This window comes from Streptococcus mitis, assembly GCF_946188585.1.
GTDB lineage: Bacteria > Bacillota > Bacilli > Lactobacillales > Streptococcaceae > Streptococcus > Streptococcus mitis_DG.
The window spans coordinates 43,387-65,584 of the sequence record NZ_CAMHVI010000008.1; the positions used below are offsets into that span (position 1 = coordinate 43,387).

Here is a 22,198-nt window from a genome sequence, read left to right on the forward strand (position 1 = left end):
TGCTTAAGCTAGCTTATTTGGTGCGCATTTCCCCTTGTGGGAAGTAAGTTCCTTCTGGCATGTCGTTGATGATGACATGGACAGCAGATTGAGGGGCTCCAGTGTTGCGGACAACAGCTTCCGTTACTTCCTTAGCAAGAGCTTTCTTTTGCTCGAGCGTGCGTCCTTCAAATAAATCGATGCGTACAAATGGCATAATAGCTTCCTCCACTAGTTTTTGATTTCTTCTATTTTACCACATTTTGCCGTTTAAAGCTTAAGAAAATTATGATATACTAGAATGTAGCAAAAATTTAGAAATGGACGTGAAGCAAGAAACATGGCACAGTTGTATTATCGTTATGGGACCATGAACTCTGGTAAGACCATTGAGATTCTCAAGGTGGCCTATAACTATGAGGAGCAAGGAAAAGGTGTTGTCATTATGACCTCGGCTCTGGATACGCGTGACGGTGTTGGCTATGTGTCGAGTCGAATTGGCATGAAACGCCCTGCCATTGCGATTGAGGAAACGACGGATATCTTTGGCTATATCCGAGACCTACCAGAAAAGCCTTACTGTGTTTTGGTCGATGAAGCCCAGTTTCTCAAGCGTCACCATGTTTACGATCTAGCTCGTGTTGTGGACGAGTTAGACATACCCGTCATGGCTTTTGGTTTGAAAAATGACTTTCGTAATGAATTGTTCGAAGGTTCCAAATATCTTTTGCTTTTAGCAGATAAGATTGACGAAATCAAGACCATCTGTCAGTACTGTAAGAAAAAGGCGACCATGGTGTTGCGTACTCAAGATGGACTGCCCGTTTATGATGGTGAGCAGATTCAGATTGGTGGCAATGAAACCTACATCTCGGTTTGCCGTAAACATTATTTTGCGCCAATGATAACCTCTAACAAGGAGCAAAACTATGACAATTGAACTAAGAGATGTTACAATGGAAAATTATTTTGATGTTTTGAATTTGGATGTCAAGGAATATCAAAAACAATTCATTGCAACCAACGCGATTAGTTTAGCTGAAGCATATGTCTACACTAAAAATGGAGATTTTGTAGCTCCATTGGCAGTTTATGATAATGATGCAATTATAGGTTTTGTGATGATAGCTTATGATAAAAAGATCGGAATTAGTAGTGGAAATTATTTACTATTTTGTTTTATGATTGATAAGAATTTTCAAAATCAAGGATATTTTAAACCAATTATGGATAAAGTACTAGACTATGTTCGGACAGTGCCAGCAGGTTTAAGCAATAAACTTTGGTTGTCTTATGAACCAGAAAATGAACATGCAATATCTTGTTACCTCAGTTATGGATTTAAAGAAACTGGGGAAATATTCGAGAACGAAGTAGTAGCAATCTATGATTTAACAATTGAGAAATAAGGAGAAAAAATGAACATCTATGATCAACTACAAGCTGTAGAAGACCGTTATGAAGAATTAGGAGAATTGCTGAGTGACCCTGATGTCGTTTCAGACACCAAGCGTTTCATGGAGCTTTCAAAAGAAGAGGCTTCAACTCGTGACACAGTAACAGCCTACCGTGAGTATAAACAAGTCCTTCAAAACATCGTTGACGCTGAAGAGATGATTAAGGAATCAGGCGGAGATGCGGACTTGGAAGAAATGGCCAAGCAAGAGCTCAAAGATGCCAAGGCTGAAAAAGAAGAATACGAAGAAAAACTTAAAATTTTGCTCCTTCCAAAGGATCCAAACGATGACAAGAATATCATCCTTGAAATTCGTGGAGCAGCTGGTGGAGACGAAGCAGCACTTTTTGCTGGAGATTTGCTAACTATGTACCAAAAGTATGCAGAAGCCCAAGGCTGGCGCTTTGAAGTCATGGAGGCTTCTATGAACGGTGTCGGTGGTTTCAAAGAAGTGGTTGCCATGGTTTCAGGTCAGTCTGTTTACTCTAAGCTTAAGTATGAATCAGGTGCCCACCGTGTGCAACGTGTCCCTGTGACAGAAAGCCAAGGTCGCGTACATACTTCGACAGCGACAGTTCTTGTCATGCCTGAAGTCGAAGAAGTAGAATACGATATTGATCCAAAAGACCTTCGTGTTGATATCTACCACGCATCAGGTGCTGGTGGACAGAACGTCAATAAGGTTGCGACTGCCGTTCGTATCGTTCACTTGCCAACCAATATCAAGGTTGAGATGCAGGAAGAACGTACCCAGCAGAAGAACCGTGAGAAGGCAATGAAGATTATCCGTGCGCGTGTTGCTGACCACTTTGCACAAATTGCTCAAGATGAGCAAGATGCTGAGCGTAAGTCGACTATTGGTACTGGTGACCGTTCAGAACGGATTCGTACTTATAACTTCCCACAAAACCGTGTCACAGACCACCGTATCGGATTAACCCTCCAAAAACTAGATACCATTTTGTCTGGTAAGTTGGATGAAGTTGTGGACGCCTTGGTACTTTATGACCAAACACAAAAATTAGAAGAATTAAACAAATAATGAAATTAGCTCAATTATTTTCAGATTTTGAAGAAGAATTGATAAGACAAGGAGAGGAAGCTGAAAGCCTCTCTTTTGTCTATCGTAGCCTGAAAAATCTATCTTTTACGGACTTTGTTTTCGCCCTCCAACAAGAGGTAACCGAGGAAGACAAACAATTTGTAGAGGAAATTTACCAGCAGTTAGCAGCTCATAAACCGGCACAGTACATCATTGGACAGGCAGATTTTTATGGAATGCAGTTAAAAGTTGATGAGCGGGTTTTGATTCCTCGTCCAGAAACAGAGGAGTTGGTGGAGCTTATCTTAGCTGAAAATCCTGAGACGAATCTTTCAGTTCTGGATATTGGAACAGGTAGTGGAGCTATTGCTCTCGCTCTAGCAAAAAATAGACCAAATTGGTCAGTGACAGCAGCAGATATTTCCCAAGACGCCTTAGAGCTTGCATCAGAGAACGCCAAAAATCAAAATCTTAATATATTTTTTAAAAAATCTGATTGTTTTGCAGAAATTTCTGAAAAATATGATATAATTGTATCCAATCCACCCTATATCTCTCGTGAAGATGAGTCAGAGGTCGGTTTGAATGTTTTGCATTCGGAGCCTCATCTAGCTCTCTTTGCAGACGAGGATGGCCTAGCTATTTACTGTAGAATTGCGGAAGATGCAACGGACTATCTCAAAGATGGTGGTAAGATTTACCTTGAAATTGGATACAAGCAAGGTCAAAGTGTTTCTGCGCTTTTTAGGAAATATCTTCCTGAAAAACGAGTACGAACACTCAAGGACCAATTCGGTCAAGATAGGATGGTTGTAGTTGATGATGGACAGGATTAGACAAGAGTTAGAAAATGGTGGAGCTGTCGTTCTGCCTACGGAGACGGTTTACGGTCTTTTTGCCAAGGCTCTAGACGAAAAAGCAGTTGATTATGTTTACCAGCTCAAACGTCGTCCTAGAGACAAGGCACTCAATCTAAATATTGCCTCTCTAGAGGACATCTTGCATTTTTCAAAGAATCAGCCAACTTATCTACAAAAACTTGTAGAGACCTTTTTACCGGGTCCCTTGACCATTATTCTCCAAGCCAATGACCGAGTTCCCTATTGGGTCAATTCTGGTCTCGCGACTGTTGGATTTCGGATGCCCAGTCACCCCATCACGCTTGATTTGATTCAAAAGACAGGTCCCTTGATTGGGCCGTCTGCCAATATTTCAGGTCAGGCAAGTGGTGTAACCTTTGAACAAATTCTGAAGGATTTTGACCAAGAGGTTTTGGGTCTGGAAGACGATGCTTTTCTAACTGGACAGGATTCAACTATTTTGGACTTGTCTGGAGACAAGGTGAAAATCTTACGCCAAGGCGCCATTAAGCGAGAAGATATTCTTGCTCAGTTACCAGAGATTTCTTTTGAGGAGGAATGAGATGCTAAGAGATTTACAAGAAACAGATGTGAATGCTATATGTGAGATTAACCAAGAGGCCTTGGGTTATTCTTTTAGTCCAGAGGAAACGGCTAGTCAATTAGCTAGACTATCTCAGGATCCCCATCATTTCTTACTTGCTTATGAGGATGAATCTACTCATGCCTTGCTTGGATATGTCCACGCTGAGGTCTATGAATCACTTTATTCTAAAGCAGGATTTAATATTTTAGCTTTAGCAGTTTCGACTCAAGCACAAGGGCAAGGTATTGGTAAAAGCTTATTACAAGGGTTGGAGCAAGAAGCAAAAAGACGTGGTTATGGGTTTATCCGCTTAAACTCTGCCGATCATCGTCTGGGTGCTCATGCATTTTATGAAAAAGTTGGTTATACTTGTGATAAAGTGCAGAAACGGTTTATTCGCATCTTTTAGTTTGTTTTCATATTCTAAAACAAACTAAAGGACCTGTCACACTATAAAGGAGAAGACCTATGATTTTTGACAAAGATGATTTTAAAGCATATGATGCTGATCTCTGGAATGCTATTGCCAAAGAAGAAGAACGCCAACAAAATAATATCGAGTTGATTGCTTCGGAAAACGTAGTTTCCAAGGCTGTTATGGCAGCTCAAGGGTCTATCTTGACGAATAAATACGCCGAAGGCTACCCAGGACGCCGTTATTATGGTGGAACTGATGTGGTAGACGTGGTAGAAAGTCTAGCTATTGAACGCGCAAAAGAAATTTTCGGTGCTAAATTTGCCAATGTCCAACCTCACTCTGGAAGCCAAGCTAACTGTGCGGCTTACATGGCCTTGATTGAACCAGGTGATACCGTTATGGGGATGGATTTGGCAGCAGGTGGTCATTTGACTCATGGGGCTCCTGTTAGCTTCTCAGGTCAAACCTACAACTTTGTTTCTTACAGTGTTGACCCTGAAACGGAACTCTTGGATTTTGATGCTATCTTGAAACAAGCGCAAGAAGTAAAACCTAAACTAATCGTAGCAGGTGCTTCAGCCTATTCTCAAATTATCGACTTTTCAAAATTCCGTGAAATTGCTGATGCTGTTGGGGCTAAGCTCATGGTAGATATGGCTCATATTGCTGGTTTGGTTGCAGCTGGTCTTCACCCAAGCCCAGTGCCATACGCTCATATCACGACAACAACGACCCACAAAACCCTTCGTGGTCCACGTGGTGGTTTGATTTTGACTAATGATGAGGAACTAGCTAAGAAAATCAACTCAGCTATTTTCCCAGGTATTCAGGGCGGTCCTTTGGAACATGTTGTTGCAGCTAAGGCAGTTTCCTTCAAAGAAGTTTTGGATCCAGCTTTCAAGGAATATGCTGCAAATGTTATTAAAAACAGCAAGGCTATGGCAAATGTCTTCTTGCAAGACCCTGATTTCCGAATCATTTCTGGAGGGACTGAAAACCATCTCTTCCTAGTGGATGTGACTAAGGTTGTAGAAAACGGCAAAGTTGCTCAAAACTTGCTGGATGAAGTCAATATTACCCTAAATAAAAACTCAATCCCTTACGAAAGCTTGTCACCATTCAAGACAAGTGGGATTCGTATTGGAGCAGCAGCCATTACTGCACGTGGATTTGGCGAAGAAGAAAGTCGCAAAGTGGCTGAACTTATCATTAAAACTCTTAAAAATGCAGAAAATGAAGCTGTCTTAGAAGAAGTGAGAAGTGCAGTCAAAGCATTGACAGGTGCCTTCCAATTATATGAGGACTAAAATTTTTATGGACATTTATATTAAGAAAGCCATTATCCATCAGTTTAGCCCGGATGATACCGAGCTGTTCCTAGCGGATAAGTTTCTCAATATCACTCCAAAAATCGAAGAATACCTACGCAAAAAAATTGAACGTGTGTATTCAGATGAAGCTAAGACTGGGATTTTCGAGGAAGAAAATCCCTTCTTCAATCACATCACAGACGATTTGTTGGAGACATCAGTAACACTGGCTAATCTCTGGAAAGAGGAGTTCAGCATTTCAGAAAATCTCAAGACCAATGACTTGATTTTTGTGCAATTTTCTAAAGAAGGCGTGGAGCACTTCGCTTTCTTGCGAATTGCCCTGCGGGAGACCTTGACCCACCTCGGTGGAGAAGTTGATAATCCAATCAAGCTAACTCAGAATAACTTACCTGGATTTGGAACAGGTGCTGATGAGGCCTTGGTGGTCAATCTTCAGAGTCGCAAGTACCATCTGATTGAAAAAAGAATCAAGTACAACGGGGCTTTCTTGAACTATTTTTCAGAAAATCTTCTTGCCGTTGCCCCTAAGATTTCGCCAAAGAAATCTATCAAGGAATTGGAAAAAACGGCTCAGAGAATTGCTGAGACTTTTAACACAGATGATTTTCAATTTCAATCTAAGGTCAAATCAGCTATTTTCAACAATCTAGAAGAAAGCAATGAATTATCGCCTGAAAAATTGGCTAATGACCTTTTTGACAACAATCTGACGGCTCGTTTGAGCTTTATTGACCAAGTCAAAGAAGCCGTACCAGAACCAGTTCAGTTTGATGAAATTGATGCTAGTCGCCAATTAAAGAAATTTGAAAACCAAAAACTTTCCTTGTCAAATGGAATTGAGCTCATCGTTCCCAATAACGTCTATCAAGACGCCGAGTCTGTTGAGTTTATCCAAAATGATAATGGAACCTACTCTATCTTAATCAAAAATATCGAGGATATCCAAAGTAAATAATGTTTAAAAAAATTCGAAGAGTGCTTGTACTAGCAGTCTTCCTTTTTGCTGGCTATAAAGCTTACCGTGTTCATCAAGATGTCAAGCAAGTCATGACCTATCAACCCATGGTGCGAGAAATTTTGAGTGAAAAAGACACTCCAGCAAACGAAGAGCTTGTGCTCGCTATGATTTATACTGAAACAAAAGGAAAAGAAGGCGATGTTATGCAGTCTAGTGAGTCTGCAAGCGGTTCAACCAATACCATCAATGATAATGCCTCTAGCATTCGACAAGGCGTTCAAACTCTGACAGACAATCTCTATCTGGCCCAGAAGAAGGGTGTTGATGTCTGGACAGCTGTTCAAGCCTATAATTTTGGACCTGCCTATATCGATTTTATCGCCCAAAATGGTAAGGAAAACACCCTAGCACTGGCCAAACAGTACTCTCGTGAGACTGTTGCTCCCTTGCTTGGCAATACCACTGGAAAGACTTATAGTTATGTTCATCCCATTTCCATTTTTCATGGAGCCGAACTCTATGTAAATGGAGGAAACTATTATTATTCTAGACAGGTGCAACTCAACCTTTACATCATCAAATGTTTCACTCTCTTTTCGACATCTGGCTAGCCCAGGTGTTTTTGTTATAAGTTTTCTTTAAGATAGATATATTACTCTAGAAAGGTAAAGGAGGAAATTCCCTATGAGAAAGAAACTCTTTCTGACCAGTGCTGCGGTCTTGTGGGCAGTAACAGCTATGAATAGCGCCCATGCAGCAACAGATGTGCAAAAAGTTATCGATGAAACCTATGTCCAACCTGAATATGTCCTAGGTTCATCATTGTCTGAAGACCAAAAAAATCAAACTCTTAAAAAACTAGGATACAATGCATCAACAGACACCAAAGAACTCAAGACCATGACACCTGATGTCTATTCTAAGATTATGAATGTGGCCAATGACTCTAGCTTACAACTGTATTCATCAGCCAAGATTCAAAAACTAGGTGACAAGTCGCCACTTGAGGTCAAGATTGAAACACCAGAAAACATTACTAAGGTGACGCAGGATATGTACCGCAATGCGGCCGTAACTTTGGGTGTGGAACACGCCAAAATCACTGTAGCAGCACCCATTCCAGTCACAGGTGAGAGTGCTTTAGCCGGGATTTATTATTCGCTAGAGGCTAATGGAGCTAAGGTACCACAAGCCAATAAAGACTTGGCTCAAGAAGAGCTAAAGGCTTTGTCAGATATCAATACTGAAAACAAGGACAAAACGGGCTATGATGCTAATAAATTAAACGTTGCCCTAGCTGATATCAAGTCCGGACTTGCCAAAGCTAAAGAAAGCAAGGGAAATCTGACGGAGGAAGATGTTCGTAAAATTGTTGAAGATACCTTGAAAAATTACAAACTTGATCAGGTTATAACAGGAAACCAGATCAATATCATCATCAATTTTGCTTTAAATCTCTCAAAAAGTGATATCCTCAGCAACTCAGACTTTACTAAAACCCTGAATGACCTTAAACAAAGTATCGTATCACAAGCTGGCGACAGTTTTAAAAATATCAACCTTAACTTTGATGCGGATAAGGCGCTAGAGGACGGCGGTAATTTCCTAAGCTCCCTCTGGCAAGCCATTGTCAACTTCTTTAAGAGTTTTGGTTCTTAAGAAATTTCATGGTATAATAGATGGTAACCGTAATGTTGCCGTCTTTTTTGTCGGCCAATAGAAAGAGAAGAGAATGTTAAAGAAAAATGATATTGTAGAAGTTGAAATTGTGGACTTGACCCATGAAGGTGCAGGAGTTGCCAAGGTGGATGGTTTGGTATTCTTTGTAGAGAATGCTTTACCAAGTGAAAAAATCCTCATGCGTGTCCTCAAGGTCAATAAAAAGATTGGTTTTGGTAAAGTTGAAGAATACCTTGTCCAGTCACCACACCGTAATCAAGATCTAGATTTGGCTTACCTGCGTTCAGGAATCGCTGATTTAGGTCACCTTGCTTACCCAGAACAGCTCAAGTTTAAAACTAAGCAAGTCAAGGACAGTCTCTACAAGATTGCTGGAATTGCAGATATAGAGGTTGCTGAAACGCTTGGCATGGAACATCCAGTCAAGTATCGCAACAAGGCGCAGGTGCCTGTTCGTCGAGTAAATGGTGTCTTGGAAACTGGCTTTTTCCGTAAAAATTCGCACGACCTCATGCCACTGGAAGATTTCTTTATCCAAGATCCTGTGATTGACAAGGTAGTGCTAGCTCTACGCGACTTGCTCCGTCGTTATGATTTGAAACCATATGATGAAAAGGAACAAGCTGGCTTGGTTCGGAACCTTGTGGTGCGTCGTGGACACTACTCAGGACAAATCATGGTGATTTTGGTAACTACTCGTCCTAAAGTTTTCCGAGTGGAGCAATTAATTGACCAACTAATCAAGCAGTTCCCAGAGATTGTGTCTGTTATGCAAAATATCAACGACCAAAATACCAATGCGATTTTTGGTAAGGAGTGGAAAACTCTTTATGGTCAAGACTATATTACCGATCAAATGTTGGGAAATGACTACCAAATCGCTGGACCCGCTTTTTACCAAGTCAATACAGAAATGGCAGAGAGGCTTTATCAAACGGCCATCGACTTTGCGGAGTTAAAAGAAGATGATGTGGTTATTGATGCCTACTCAGGAATTGGAACTATTGGACTCTCTGTTGCGAAACATGTCAAGGAAGTCTATGGTGTGGAGGTTATTCCAGAAGCAGTAGAGAATAGCAAAAAGAATGCTCAACTGAACAATATCTCAAATGCCCACTATGTCTGTGACACGGCTGAAAATGCTATGAAAAATTGGCTCAAGGAAGGTATTCAACCAAGTGTTATATTAGTGGACCCACCAAGAAAAGGTCTCACAGAAAGCTTTATCAAGGCAAGCGCCCAAACAGGAGCTGACCGCATAGCCTATATTTCATGCAATGTCGCAACCATGGCGCGTGATATCAAACTCTATCAAGAGTTAGGATATGAGTTGAAGAAAGTCCAGCCGGTTGACTTATTTCCGCAAACGCATCATGTTGAGTGTGTAGTGTTGCTACAACGAAAAAAAGGGTGAAAATCCTTGATTTTAAGATATCTTACAAGCATTTTGTCTTTGTAGATAAAGGCAATTTTGACGTCAAAAAAGTCCTAAAAAGGAACATAGATGTATATGTATTTGTATATGTCGTTTGCGCATCGGAAAAATGAATACAACAATAAATATTTATCTAAAGAGAGAACAATTGTATATTGTTCTCCTTTTTTTATTTTTAGGAGGGAAAATTGAAGATCTAAATACGTTGATTGACACAAAGAATAAAGACAATAAGAAATTACAGTCCATTTATGATGTGATTTCCGAATTACACTAAGCAGTCCTGATGGGCTGCTTTTTTTGAGAGGTTATAGATGTTTACAACATTTTTTAAGAAAAAACAAGACAATAGTGATGTATTTAAGCAACTAATTCATTGACTATCTGATATGTATGTCCAAGATCTTGAAAAAATAGACCGACTGCTAGATATCATTTGCACTCCAGATCAAGGATCAGAACAACTAAAAACAGAATCAACTTATAGAGAAGAAACTTTGGACGACACATTAAAGGAAGCAAAGAATCAACTTCATAAGGAACAATTGGAAAAGAATTTAGAGAGATTTAGGAAAAACAGCCAATAATGCACCAAAAATGGTGCATTTGCTTTTTCTAAATGTTATAATGGTGGTATAAAAATAAAAGGAGTTTGCCATGATTGGAAAGAACATAAAATCCTTACGTAAAACACATGACTTAACACAAGACGACTTTGCCCGAATTGTAGGAATTTCTCGAAATAGCTTGAGCCGGTATGAAAATGGAACGAGTTCAGTCTCTACGGAACTAATAGATATCATTTGTCAGAAGTTTAATGTATCTTATGTCGATATTGTAGGAGAAGATAAAATGCTCAATCCTGTTGAAGATTATGAATTGACTTTAAAAATTGAAATTGTGAAAGAAAGAGGAGCTAATCTATTATCACGACTCTATCGTTATCAAGATAGTCAGGGAATTAGCATTGATGATGAATCTAATCCTTGGATTTTAATGAGTGATGATCTATCTGACTTGATTCATACGAATATCTATTTAGTAGAAACTTTTGATGAAATAGAGAGGTATAGCGGCTATTTGGATGGAATTGAACGTATGTTAGAGATATCTGAAAAACGGATGGTAGCCTAATGGAAATCCAAGATTATACTGATAGTGAATTCAAACATGCTCTAGCACGGAATCTTCGTTCTCTGACAAGAGGAAAAAAGTCCAGTAAGCAACCTATAGCGATTTTGCTTGGAGGGCAAAGTGGTGCTGGTAAGACTACAATTCATCGTATTAAACAGAAAGAATTTCAAGGAAATATTGTTATCATAGATGGCGATAGTTTTCGCTCTCAACATCCACACTATTTAGAACTGCAGCAAGAATATGGCAAAGACAGTGTAGAATACACCAAAGATTTTGCAGGGAAAATGGTAGAGTCTTTAGTAACAGAATTGAGTGGTTTGGGATACAATCTTTTGATAGAGGGAACTTTACGAACAGTTGATGTTCCAAAGAAAACAGCACAACTCTTGAAAAGTAAAGGACATGAAGTACAATTAGCCTTAATTGCGACAAAGCCTAAGCTGTCCTATCTGAGCACCCTTATCCGATACGAAGAACTGTACGCTATTAACCCAAATCAAGCACGCGCAACTCCAAAAGAACATCATGATTTCATTGTAAATCATCTAGTTGATAATACAAGACAATTGGAAGAACTGGCTATCTTTGAAAGAATTCAAATTTATCAACGAGATAGAAGTTGTGTATATGATTCAGGAGAAGATAAGACTTCAGCAGCAGATGTTCTTCAAGAGTTACTGTTTGGGGAGTGGAGTCAGGTAGAGAAAGAGATGTTGAGGTGGGGGAAAAGATTTTAGAAACCTTGTGTAATCGTACAGAATAATGATGAAGAAAAAATATTAGGAAGTGAAATATAGCTGATTATGATAGACAATTTAAAAAATCATTTTGATAATCTATTTACTGAGGATAAAAACAATATACTAAACATAGATTTCAGTCAATCTATTGATAAACTACATGCTCCAATAAATAATGAGGATATTGAAGATATTCTTTTAGCAGAGGAGACCTCAGATGATGGTGGGATTATTGCTATGACAGGATTTTATTATCAGATGATGGTAGCTGTACTTTATTTGGGAGAAGTATTCCAAGGTGATTGGGATGGGATGTTTTTAGATCATCACCAAGATATTATTTTGTTTAATAATTCAAAGAAAATAATAAAATTTATCCAAGTGAAAACTAAAAATAGGACCTATGCACCTGCAAATAAAAAAATAGTAGAAAGCTGGATTCCCAAATTATTTATAACTGCGTTCAATATAAAACAAAAACAAGACTTCAATTTAAAATTTGAATTAGTTTCTAACTGTTTTTTTCAAGATCAAAAAAATTTTAATATTTCACCATTTTATCCAGATTCGGAAAGTAGAAGTATTGAAGAGACAAAACAAATGATCAGTGATTCTTTTGGTTCGAAAGTTATTAATTACAATGATAATAATGAGGATTTTCTGGACCAAGCTTTTGAAAACTTTAATATGAGACATATACCTCATGAATCATTAGAAGAAAAGGTAGTGAGGAATATACCAATAAGTTTAGGTTTTGTGAACAATCAACTATCACAAAATGCACTTAAAGACATTATTGCCGAATTTTTTAAATCATGTTACAACCCTGAAGATGCGTCGGTACAATTAATTAGTGGTGAAAGGTTAAACAAACTCAAAGGAATTATAAAAAAGCAACTAGAAAACTCAGTAGTAAATGCATATCATAAAAGTTCTGAGAAAATTTTCACAGATTACTTAACAAAATTGGACAAGGAATATTCTCATCCTAGAATGAAGTCAGATTTTATTAAGGAGTTTAGAATATTTTTGGATAAGTTTGATGTTGAGATAAAAAAGACTTTGTCATCTAGCGATTTAACAATGATGGGTATTATCAATAGGTATTTAAAATACAATGAGAGTATTAATGTAATGCTAGAGGAGAGTGACCGTAAGGAACATTTTAATGACTTGTTTTCATTATTGTTATTCCTCAAGATTTCGATTGAAAGTGATATAAAGATTGACGAGAAAAACAGAAACATTTTATCAGTTAATTTAGATAAACTGCTCTTTTTGGTTTTAGGAAATGACGATAATTTTAGGGAGCCTTCAGAAATTATTAAAGAGTTTAAAGATTTATTTCAGAGGTTAGATGATTCAGAAAAATTTAGAATTTTTTATTCTGGGAATATTTCTGTGATTATTTCAGGTAAATTTTATACTGAAAATAGTAGTGAGTATGCTACATTAAAAAAAGAAGAGTTAGATTTTTATACAACTCCTAGCATAAATAATACTAAATTGGATGATATGAGTACTAATAATATTAAAGATGTTCAGGCACCAATAAATATTTTATATGCTCATCGAAAGAGATTGGCTGAAATAAACGATGATAGAATAAAATATAATAATTTAGTGGAGATGAAAAATAAAATTGTTGAGGAGTTACAGTTAGATGGTATTATTTGAAGAGTTGAGAAGTTATATTAATAAAGCACGATATCAAGAGGTAAATGTTCAGGAGATTGATTATCCTACCTTTTATGATAAAGCAAATGGGAAATTAATAATTGTATACAATGAACAAATTACCCAAGATGATTCGCTTAGAGAGAAGATTAATAATATATCGAAAAGTATTAGAGAGATTATCAAGAAACATGTTGAATATAATTTATGGAATACTTATTTGCTAGTATTAGTTGATATAAATTTGTTTAACGAAAAATATTATTATATCGAAAGAGATGTAAGAAATCTTAGGAAATATGTTATCCAAAATGAAAAGGACATTTCACGAATCCCGTTTATAAATATGGCAGAACATAAAATAGATAACGATGGAGTAAAGGGGCATAGCTATTCGCCTTCAGTACAGATTCAAGATTTGTATAAAAATTTAATGGCCAAAGATGGGGATAGAAAAAAATTATCGAAATCTAAGATATCCGAAACTTTAAAAGAGTTAAAATTTTTAGGAGAAAATGATGATTAGATTGAAGCAAGTAATAATTAAAAATTTTAGAAATTTTCAAGGTACACATCAGTTTGATTTTTCAAAAGATGTTACTATCTTTTTAGGAGATAATGGAAATGGGAAAAGTTCAGTTTTTGATGCAATTCAATGGTGTTTAACAGGAAATGTTGAAAGATTCAAGAATGTCAGTAGTGCAGACATCATGAAAAGTGTACTAATAAATAAGAACTCTGATGAATGTGCAGTTGAAATTATCTTTACAACTAATTTATCTTTGAAAAGGGTAGCACCAAGATATGGTAATATTAGAGTTTCTTGTAATGATGGAAATGAAATTGTACGAGGAGATAAAAAGGTCAAAGAATATATCGAGGGATTATTCAAGAATTCAAAAGGTGAAAAATTTGATATTCAAGAATTTCTGAAGTCCTCTTTACTTGCTCAAGATCAGGTGTTAGATTTCATTTCAAGTGACACTGCGAACGATCGTTATAGGGTACTATCTTCGATACTAGGAATGAATGAAATAACTAACTTAAAAGAGAATTACGAAAAGGTTAGGAGTTTGCTGGATAATGAAATGGAGAAAAAAGCAGATTTTGTGAAATCTCTTCAAAAGGAAATTGATCTTCAAGAATCTAAAATTGACTATGGATATAAATATCTGATTACTGATGAAATAAGTAATCCTAGTTTCGAGGATAAACAAAAAGAAAATAATGAGCTACAGAAAAGTAAAGCTCAGATTGAAGAGAGACTTACACGATTTAATTTGCAGTATAATAATATTAAACAGGATATTGGTGATCTAAATCAGATTGATAACACAATTAAATCACTAGAATATGAGATAAAAGAACTTCAAATCGATCAAGAAAAAAACTTAAAAGATTCTGCCTTGAATGATAATTTATTAGAACAAAATAAGAAGAATATTGAACAAGCAAAGAAAGAAGAGGAATTTTTATCTAAAAATAAGCTTTATAAATCTGAATTTATAGATATAAAAAATAAGTTGTCTAATTTTAACTTTGACGGATTAACTTTTGAAACGGATAAAGATATACAAAAGAAGATTGAGGATTTAAAGGGGCAGGTTGAAAAGTATCAATATGCTTTGTCTCATATTGTTAACTATTACAATTTAATAAACGATAAGGAACAAATTCCAAAATCTATTGACGAGTTTAATCAAAAAAATGAAAAATTAGAAGGCGAAATCCAAGTATTACAAGATAGGGTAGTTGAATTAAAGTCAGATTTTAGCACAGTTGAATCAAAGAATGATATTGACTCACTGATTCAATTAGTTCAAGAGGCATATAAATTTGTGAGTGACCATAAGGAATTTGAGAATACTTGCCCGGTTTGCAGTCAGTCCGTTAAAAATACCCCCAAACATTTTGATGAGCGTATTACTAATCTATTGGAACAAAGTAACATTACAGCTGAAAAAATTAGTGGGTTTAGGAAACGAATAAACGAGACTGAATCAAGCATTTTGAATAAACAAGAAGAAATTCGTACAATTCAATTAGATATATCCAAATTAAAATATCAAGAAAACGAAATCCAGAAAAAACTAGACATTATATTGGGTAATTATCTATATGTTAAAGACAACTTTACATTAGATAAAGAACAGTTGGAGTATTTTATAAATGAATCTCAAAATACTATTGAAAAATGTAAAAAATATCTAGAGTTAAAAAATAAAAAGAGTATAATCGAAAATCAGTTAGCGGAAATATCTGATATTGAATTCTCCGGTTTAAATTTAAAAGAATTATTGTCAAAAAATGAGGAATTATTAAAACAACAAGACAAATTATTAATACTTAAAAATGACCAAAAGAATGATTTAGAGGAAAAGAATAGACTCTTGAATTTGCTGAACAATGTGAGTGAAATGATTGATGAATATGCCAAGGAATATTCTATTAGCAATTATAATGATATTCCGAATGTCCTGTCAAATTTAATTGATGACAAAAATAATAAAATTATTTTACTAGCTCAAGAGTTAAAAAATTATCAAGATGTTATTAGATATAATACTTTAAATGAAAATATACGTCAGAAAAAGAAATCTTTGCAGCAACCTCAAAAAACTATTACAGCATTGAAAGAAAAATTGGAAATTGTAGATGAAGAAATAAAGAAGATTAATGAATCATATAACTTTGTTCAGTTAATTAACAGCAATGAATCAATTATCCAACAATATTTTAATTACCTTAATCCGAATGTATCAAGTTATAGAAATTTATATTTCAATATAAATGATGATGATAATACGTTAGATATTGAAATAAAAAATAGTGATGGAACTACTAACGCTGCTAATGTTTTAAGTTCTGGACAACTGAACGTATTAGCAATCGCTATTTTTATTGCGAAGAATATTAGTCAGAATAGCACAGTGATTGATTTTATTGGTATAGATGATCCTATTCAAAATATGGATGACATTAATCAGTTCTCTATGATTGATGTTCTCAGTCAATTAAAGAAGCAACTCATTTTCACTACACATGATGTAAAATATGTAAATCTATTTCTGAAAAAAAATGAACTTCGCTTAGACGATATTTCTGTATATTATTTGGATGCTGAAAATGATAGATATGAGAATATTTTAATTTGAGATTAGACTCAATGATGGATTATATGTATGTTTAGAATTGAGAGTCAAGAATTATTGACTCTTTTTTCATTCCCTTATTGCCCCTTGTGATAACTTCCCCAAATTTCTTCTGCTATACTTTTCTCAACTTTTAAAAATTCAACTAATATTTTTCTCTAGGGGTTTGGGGGCGGAGCCACCAAGTTATCTTATCGTTAGCTGTCAAAACTGGAAGGTTTTGGACGGCTGGCGATATGGTTTTTGGGATATTGTGGACACAATACCTGAGCTCTCAAAGACCGAATAAGAAGCAAGTGAGGTATTTAGGAAGCGTACTGACAATGTGAGGTAGACTTACACTGTCAGACAAGTAGAATATTGAAGGGATATCAGAATGGGACAAGAAATCAAGTCAATCCGAAAGCAATTTAGAATCACGAGACAAGAAGAAAAAGCAACGGTAAATCCGTTTCTTCATATTGAAGACAAACATCGTTTTAGGGTTTGTCTTTTTTATATCTTCAGATCTACTATTCTCAAAATAGGCTGAAATCTTTTTTGGGAGATAAGGGATTATTGTCCCTAACTTTTAAAAAGTTGGGATTCAATTTATTTTCCATGGTTATCAAAAGACGATTGAATCAAAGTTCGACGAGTTTTAAAAACTTTTGCGTGCCAATATTCCAGCAGGAACATTCGGAACCAGATTTATAGATTAAAATATGGTCAAAGTAAAGTCAGATTATAATGAGATATTTCTGAAAACGGCTGAAACTCATTTGTTCATTGGAAGGAATATCTATCGAATTAAACTTCCTAGAGAATAAAAAGCATGAAAGGTACATGATTTTTCATATATATTTTTAGTATTTACTAGGAAAGTGAGTTAAAATATGGTAATATAGGAACAGAATGTTATCACTATATGAAAAAGGAGTACGACATGACTTCAAACAAAGAACTAGAAAGACAGTATCGCCAGTATTATCGTTCTAGCCTAAATCAAGCAAAGGCATATGATAGTCAAAGAGAAGATGTCCTAAAACAGATAGAAAAGTTAGAATCTGCCAATAAGAAGTTAGATGTCCAGCTGACAAATATTCAAAATATAAAAAGCAATGATTTCTCTCGCTTAATAAAATTGGATGAGTCGCAGTTCAAGGGAACTATCCAACAGAAGTTTTTTACCAAGGTTAAAGAAGCGGAGAGCAAGCTGGAAGCCTACAAGTCAGCGCATGAGGAAAATAAAAGTAAGATTTCAGCGAAGATTAAATCTCTCCAAGAACAGGCGGCAAGCTTACAGCGTAAGAGTACCATGGCCTATATTGAAGCAGAATCTTATCTAAGCTTGGCTTATTCAATGATGTAAGGAGAGGACAATGAGCAAGACAGGAACAGAACACTCTACATGGACAAGTTTGACGAGTGATGTGAATACATCTGTGAGCAATATTTTTGATATGATTCCTTTGCGCTTTAGCTATACAGACCTAGCCCTTTTTAAGAATTTCAGTGAAAACTATATTACTCTTTTAAACGACTCGTTAGCTACACTCCGTAGTTATAGTGTATCGGATGTTCATCATATGAATCAAGCCTCAGAAAATAAGGTGAGCGACGATAGTGCAGGAGCCGGCAAATTCAGTGGCGGAGGAGGAATGTGATGAATGAACAACAATTGTACCTCTTCAATCAAGGTTTAAAGGAATTGAATGTATCAGAAGAGGAGATTGCCTTTTTCTATCAGCTAGGTACAACGCTAGGACATCATCCAGAAATCCTGCGTGACAGCTATATTGCTTTTCTAAGAGGCGAGGAAGACTATGAGTATAAGCCCTTAATCGGAGCGCCACTACACTTTCACTTTGAAGGCGAACAGGTCAGTTTAACTAGATTAGATGTGGTCTTTTCTCTTCCAATCTCGCAATTTTTACACTTTTTAGCGCTTGTAGATCTAACTTTTGGGAAGATTTACCCCTTGGGTACGATTGTGGAGCTAGACAGGGAGCTGTTACCAGCGGAGTTGGTTCAGAGATTTATCTCGGAAGATCTGGATTTGTATGCACTATTAGTGGGGCGTCGTGTTCAGCTGGATGGTCAGACCTATATTGACTACGTCGGACACATCTATCCATATGGCATGCGTCTGGATACGCTACCACTATACATTAGTCATCTCTTTATCAAGCGTGTAATCGTAGAAGGGTACAGTGATTCTAAGGACAGTCATTATATAGACCGAGATTTGAGGGAAGCCTATTTCAAAGCTTCGATTTATTCCAGTATTTATAAGGAGACCACAGATGAAGATTGATATGGGCGAAGTAAAACGCAATCAGGAAAGCCTGAATGCTTCTATCAAAGCCATGAAGAGCCAGCTTCAATCCGCCCAAGTGAGTCTTGCAAAGTTGGCAAACAATAAAGAATCCTTAGAAGGAACTGTTAGGACAGCTATTGATGCGAAAATCAAGTATCATCAACTTCCTCTCCTTATGAACTATGAGAGCGCCTTAGACATTATGTCAAAGGATTATGATGCTTTTATCACGACTTTTCAGTCAGAGGTTGGAGAGAGTGATGGCAATGCCATTATCAATACTGATTATCTCTCAGAACTGAGTGCTATCTTCCCGGGCATTACTCAAGCCTTGTCTTATATCCAGCGAGATACATCAAGCACTTACTCAGATATAGCGGACATCATTTCACTGACAGATCCATCAACTAGCGTGATAACGACGGCCTTAACAGAAGCCAAGCAGATCTTGACAGATACGACCAATAAGATGTCCTCGTTCAATGAACTAGGCACTCCAGGCACCTTCTCAGAGATGATGGGGCAACAGAACAGTGAGTTAGCTACCCTTAGCTCTATTCAAGGTCCGAATTATACAGCACCGAACATCTTAAGAGTCTATCAGAATAGCGACTTTGTCTCAAAGGTCAAGGATAATATTGCTAAGGATCCAGCTCAGTATAAGGTCCAGCTTCAAAATGAGTTGGCTAAAGAAATGGAGAACTCTAAGTATAATGGGAATGTTGCGCAGGATGGAAATCTTATGCGCAATTCTCTTAATGTTTTAAAAAATGTTGGAATGATAGCTAGTTACACGTCAACAGCTAATGTGGCAAGTAAAGAAGCTTTGGCTAGTCTACAAAAATTTCAAAATGGCACATGGTATGGAAAAGCAATTAAAAGTACGAAGTCAGGCCATAAAACTTGGAAACAAGTAAGCGGAGATGTTAATCGATTTAAGTCTGTAAAAAGTGCTAAAAATACAGATGAGATATTGAATGGAACTGGTACAATTGCACGTGGAACAGGAGCCAGAGGTGTAGCTAAAAGTATAGGTTATTTAGGTGGTTCCCTAGCTCTATTTGATGGTGGTCTTACCTATCTTGAAAGAAAAGAACAGTATGGTGCTACAAGTGCTGCTATAGATGGAGTTGCGCATACTGGAACAGCATTGGGTTCAATCTATGTCGGTGCTGTGGTGGGAAATGTAATTCCTATTCCAGTTGTAGGAACGATTGCAGGTGCAGTAGCTGGCTATTTTGTGGGAGGTATTGCTAATACTTTGTACGACGGCTTTGCACATGGCAAATGGAACTTGGATAATTTTGCTTTATGGTAAATTTTTAGATGGGGATTCTAATATGTGTTTTTTTAGAAAGATTATTTATATTGGAGAATCAGAGGGAAAGGCTGTTTATTTTGACACAGAATTAAACCATCCTGTAATGGCTACCAAAAGCTTATTATTAAGTACAGAAAATTCTCGAAATAATAGAAAAATAATTATTTTAGTTTTATTTATTCTCTTTTCACTTACAGGTGTAACACAGCTTTTTCCTAACATGCAATTTTTAATAGGACATTACAGTTTTAAAACGATTATCTATTTTATTATAATATGGCTTCTGGAATGTTTTGGATTGGTAGCGCTTGTTGAAAGGGCTCTTTACAAAAATGTAAATGCTGTAAAATTGGCAGATAGAAATAACTTTAAAAATGCGATTGATGGTAACTTAATATGGAATAGTTTTAATAATAAAAAGGTCACAACTAACAAGAAAATTTTTGCATGGTGTTTTACAATTTTTATAGCATTAATAGGCTTTTTCACTCCAGTTTTGATTTTGACAATCATACTATTTAATCTGTTTGGAAAACCAATTGGAAGTGAAATTATTATGCTAAGTTTAGTTGGTGTAGTAACAGGAGTTTCGGTAATATTAATAAGGCAGAATAATTTAATTCGTTGGTTTCAAGTTGTTGAAAAATATCAAACAAGAAAAATAAAGTGGAGGATGAAAGATGAATAATAGAATATTACCATTGGGAAGTGTTGTAAAATTACATAATGGAGATGAGACAGAACTGTTAATTGTAGTTAGAGCAGCCCTCGTTAAAGAGAATGGTACGGAAGTATACTATGATTATGGAGCAGTTTTAATTCCGCAAGGCTTGTTTTCAGCCGAGGAGGTATATTTCTTTAATAAAGAGAATATAAAAGAAGTAGTATTTAGAGGATATGAAAATCTCAATGAGCAAATTTATGCAGATACTTATGATGAAATGATAAAAAGTACGAATATTCGAAAAGGTGAAGTATAATGAGATATAATAAAGGAGAAGGATAACCCTTCTTTTCTTTTAATGAATTTAAGGAAGGAAAACAGGTGAAAGGATTCTAAGCTGAAGCAGGAGCAGATGCTTATATTGTAGAGAGAAGATAAGGCTGGCTTTAAATTATTTGGTTTTACAATTGATGTGAATGATTCTGTTGGAGTAAGCGTTTCGGCCAGGGCAAAAGTGGGGGAAACAACTCAGAAAGCAGAGGCAAAGATGAAACTAGGACTGTTTGGATTGGACTTATCAATAGGATGGTAGAGAAAATATGGAAATTCAACTAGAACTAAAGGGAAATTCAGAAGGATTTGTCCTTCAATCTAAATCTCCTCACGATGAAAGCTGGATAGATAGGGTGAAATTGTGCAAGAAGAGAATGTTTACTATCTACGCTCAGCAAGTGAAAAAATTTTGTATTGAAAAAATATGAATCAGTTTCTAAAAAGAAAAGAATAGTTGCAAAAGCCTTAAATCATGAAACACTTTTTTATGAAGGAAAAATATTTAATCATTTGTGGAAACCAGCATACTGGCATGGAGTTTTTCAATATAATAAAAATAATTATGAATTGGACATTGTGGAATCAGGTATAATCGGAGCGCCACTACACTTTCACTTTGAAGGCGACCAGGTCAGTTTAACTAGATTAGATGTGGTCTTGTCTCTTCCAATCTCGCAATTTTTACACTTTTTAGCGCTTGTAGATCTAGCTTTTGGGAAGATTTACCCCTTGGGTACGATTGTGGAGCTAGACAGGGAGCTGTTACCAAGAGAGCTAGTTCAAAAATATGCTTCAGAAGATCTGGATTTGTATGCACTATTAGTAGGGCGTCGTGTCAAGCTGGATGGTCAAACTTATATTGACTACATCGGTCATGTCTATCCATATGGCATGCGTCTGGATACGCTACCACTTTACATTAGTCATCTCTTTATCAAGCGTGTAATCGCAGAAGGGTACAGTGATTCTAAGGACAGTCATTATATAGACCGAGATTTGAGGGAAACCTATTTCAAGGCTTCGATCTATTCCAGTATTTACAAGGAGACAACAGATGAAGATTGATATGGGCGAAGTAAAACGCAATCAGGAAAGCCTGAATGCTTCTATCAAAGCCATGAAGAGCC

At 36.3% G+C, this 22,198-nt stretch carries 25 protein-coding genes and 2 pseudogenes; 26 read left to right on the top strand and 1 reads right to left on the bottom strand.

Going from position 1 to position 22,198, the window contains the following annotated elements; translation table 11 throughout:
• Positions 1-13: 13 nt before the first annotated feature.
• Positions 14-196: a 4-oxalocrotonate tautomerase gene (locus N8M66_RS08390; RefSeq protein WP_001117401.1), complete on the bottom strand. Its 183-nt coding sequence runs from the start codon at positions 194-196 to the stop codon at positions 14-16.
• 123 nt (positions 197-319) lie between these two features.
• Here N8M66_RS08390 and N8M66_RS08395 point away from each other — a divergent pair, with 123 nt between their 5' ends.
• From N8M66_RS08395 to N8M66_RS08520, 26 genes and pseudogenes are all read left to right on the top strand, one after another.
• A complete protein-coding gene (locus tag N8M66_RS08395) occupies positions 320-919 on the top strand; it encodes a thymidine kinase (protein ID WP_084863496.1) in 600 nt (199 codons plus the stop codon).
• Positions 909-1,388, top strand: coding sequence for a GNAT family N-acetyltransferase (locus N8M66_RS08400; RefSeq protein WP_261046901.1), 480 nt, complete (start codon positions 909-911; stop codon positions 1,386-1,388). The genes N8M66_RS08395 and N8M66_RS08400 overlap by 11 nt, the downstream gene beginning before the upstream one ends.
• A 9-nt stretch (positions 1,389-1,397) precedes the next feature.
• Positions 1,398-2,477, top strand: a complete 1,080-nt coding sequence (gene prfA, locus N8M66_RS08405; RefSeq protein ID WP_001028815.1) for a peptide chain release factor 1 — start codon at positions 1,398-1,400, stop codon at positions 2,475-2,477.
• Complete coding sequence (gene prmC / locus N8M66_RS08410) at positions 2,477-3,313, top strand: peptide chain release factor N(5)-glutamine methyltransferase (RefSeq protein ID WP_261046903.1); 837 nt, start codon at positions 2,477-2,479, stop codon at positions 3,311-3,313. Before prfA ends, prmC begins: the two co-directional genes overlap by 1 nt.
• Positions 3,297-3,899 (top strand): L-threonylcarbamoyladenylate synthase, encoded by a 603-nt coding sequence (locus N8M66_RS08415; RefSeq protein ID WP_261046905.1) that lies wholly within the window; start codon positions 3,297-3,299, stop codon positions 3,897-3,899. The genes prmC and N8M66_RS08415 overlap by 17 nt, the downstream gene beginning before the upstream one ends.
• Before the next feature lies 1 nt (position 3,900).
• Positions 3,901-4,332, top strand: coding sequence for a GNAT family N-acetyltransferase (locus N8M66_RS08420; RefSeq protein WP_261046907.1), 432 nt, complete (start codon positions 3,901-3,903; stop codon positions 4,330-4,332).
• A gap of 59 nt (positions 4,333-4,391) precedes the next feature.
• The gene (gene glyA / locus N8M66_RS08425) at positions 4,392-5,648 is read left to right on the top strand and encodes a serine hydroxymethyltransferase (RefSeq protein ID WP_261046909.1); all 1,257 of its coding nucleotides are present in this window, start codon (positions 4,392-4,394) and stop codon (positions 5,646-5,648) included.
• A 7-nt stretch (positions 5,649-5,655) separates the two neighbouring features.
• Positions 5,656-6,630: a nucleoid-associated protein gene (locus N8M66_RS08430; RefSeq protein WP_180374901.1), complete on the top strand. Its 975-nt coding sequence runs from the start codon at positions 5,656-5,658 to the stop codon at positions 6,628-6,630.
• Positions 6,630-7,244: a cell wall hydrolase Pmp23 gene (pmp23, locus tag N8M66_RS08435; RefSeq protein ID WP_261046914.1), complete on the top strand. Its 615-nt coding sequence runs from the start codon at positions 6,630-6,632 to the stop codon at positions 7,242-7,244. The genes N8M66_RS08430 and pmp23 overlap by 1 nt, the downstream gene beginning before the upstream one ends.
• Positions 7,245-7,317: 73 nt before the next feature.
• The gene (locus N8M66_RS08440) at positions 7,318-8,292 is read left to right on the top strand and encodes a DUF1002 domain-containing protein (RefSeq protein WP_261046916.1); all 975 of its coding nucleotides are present in this window, start codon (positions 7,318-7,320) and stop codon (positions 8,290-8,292) included.
• 73 nt (positions 8,293-8,365) lie between these two features.
• On the top strand, positions 8,366-9,727 hold the full coding sequence (rlmD, locus tag N8M66_RS08445) for a 23S rRNA (uracil(1939)-C(5))-methyltransferase RlmD (RefSeq protein ID WP_261046918.1): 1,362 nt from the start codon (positions 8,366-8,368) through the stop codon (positions 9,725-9,727).
• Between the two features lie 205 nt (positions 9,728-9,932).
• Positions 9,933-10,025 (top strand): annotated as a pseudogene (locus tag N8M66_RS08450) (DUF5945 family protein); the annotation flags it as partial.
• A gap of 37 nt (positions 10,026-10,062) precedes the next feature.
• Positions 10,063-10,335 (top strand): annotated as a pseudogene (locus N8M66_RS08455) (hypothetical protein).
• Positions 10,336-10,405: 70 nt separating this feature from the next.
• Complete coding sequence (gene pezA / locus N8M66_RS08460; protein WP_000579597.1) at positions 10,406-10,882, top strand: type II toxin-antitoxin system antitoxin PezA; 477 nt, start codon at positions 10,406-10,408, stop codon at positions 10,880-10,882.
• The gene (gene pezT, locus N8M66_RS08465; RefSeq protein WP_261046923.1) at positions 10,882-11,622 is read left to right on the top strand and encodes a type II toxin-antitoxin system toxin PezT; all 741 of its coding nucleotides are present in this window, start codon (positions 10,882-10,884) and stop codon (positions 11,620-11,622) included. Before pezA ends, pezT begins: the two co-directional genes overlap by 1 nt.
• A 66-nt stretch (positions 11,623-11,688) precedes the next feature.
• Entirely contained in the window at positions 11,689-13,302 is a 1,614-nt protein-coding gene (locus N8M66_RS08470; RefSeq protein ID WP_261046924.1) for a DUF4297 domain-containing protein, read from the top strand.
• Positions 13,289-13,828 (top strand): ABC-three component system middle component 1, encoded by a 540-nt coding sequence (locus N8M66_RS08475; RefSeq protein WP_261046925.1) that lies wholly within the window; start codon positions 13,289-13,291, stop codon positions 13,826-13,828. The genes N8M66_RS08470 and N8M66_RS08475 overlap by 14 nt, the downstream gene beginning before the upstream one ends.
• Entirely contained in the window at positions 13,821-16,457 is a 2,637-nt protein-coding gene (locus tag N8M66_RS08480) for an AAA family ATPase (RefSeq protein WP_261046926.1), read from the top strand. Before N8M66_RS08475 ends, N8M66_RS08480 begins: the two co-directional genes overlap by 8 nt.
• Before the next feature lie 922 nt (positions 16,458-17,379).
• Positions 17,380-17,805, top strand: a complete 426-nt coding sequence (locus tag N8M66_RS08485; protein WP_261046928.1) for a hypothetical protein — start codon at positions 17,380-17,382, stop codon at positions 17,803-17,805.
• 10 nt (positions 17,806-17,815) lie between these two features.
• Positions 17,816-18,100, top strand: a complete 285-nt coding sequence (locus N8M66_RS08490) for a hypothetical protein (RefSeq protein ID WP_261046930.1) — start codon at positions 17,816-17,818, stop codon at positions 18,098-18,100.
• Positions 18,100-18,750 (top strand): DUF4176 domain-containing protein, encoded by a 651-nt coding sequence (locus N8M66_RS08495; protein ID WP_261046931.1) that lies wholly within the window; start codon positions 18,100-18,102, stop codon positions 18,748-18,750. The genes N8M66_RS08490 and N8M66_RS08495 overlap by 1 nt, the downstream gene beginning before the upstream one ends.
• A complete protein-coding gene (locus N8M66_RS08500) occupies positions 18,740-20,071 on the top strand; it encodes an LXG domain-containing protein (RefSeq protein ID WP_261046932.1) in 1,332 nt (443 codons plus the stop codon). The genes N8M66_RS08495 and N8M66_RS08500 overlap by 11 nt, the downstream gene beginning before the upstream one ends.
• Complete coding sequence (locus N8M66_RS08505; RefSeq protein ID WP_261046933.1) at positions 20,034-20,762, top strand: hypothetical protein; 729 nt, start codon at positions 20,034-20,036, stop codon at positions 20,760-20,762. The genes N8M66_RS08500 and N8M66_RS08505 overlap by 38 nt, the downstream gene beginning before the upstream one ends.
• Positions 20,755-21,054: a DUF4176 domain-containing protein gene (locus tag N8M66_RS08510; protein ID WP_261046935.1), complete on the top strand. Its 300-nt coding sequence runs from the start codon at positions 20,755-20,757 to the stop codon at positions 21,052-21,054. Before N8M66_RS08505 ends, N8M66_RS08510 begins: the two co-directional genes overlap by 8 nt.
• A gap of 283 nt (positions 21,055-21,337) precedes the next feature.
• Complete coding sequence (locus N8M66_RS08515) at positions 21,338-21,499, top strand: hypothetical protein (protein ID WP_261046937.1); 162 nt, start codon at positions 21,338-21,340, stop codon at positions 21,497-21,499.
• A gap of 82 nt (positions 21,500-21,581) precedes the next feature.
• Positions 21,582-22,136, top strand: a complete 555-nt coding sequence (locus tag N8M66_RS08520; protein WP_261046938.1) for a DUF4176 domain-containing protein — start codon at positions 21,582-21,584, stop codon at positions 22,134-22,136.
• The last annotated feature ends 62 nt before the right edge of the window (positions 22,137-22,198 follow it).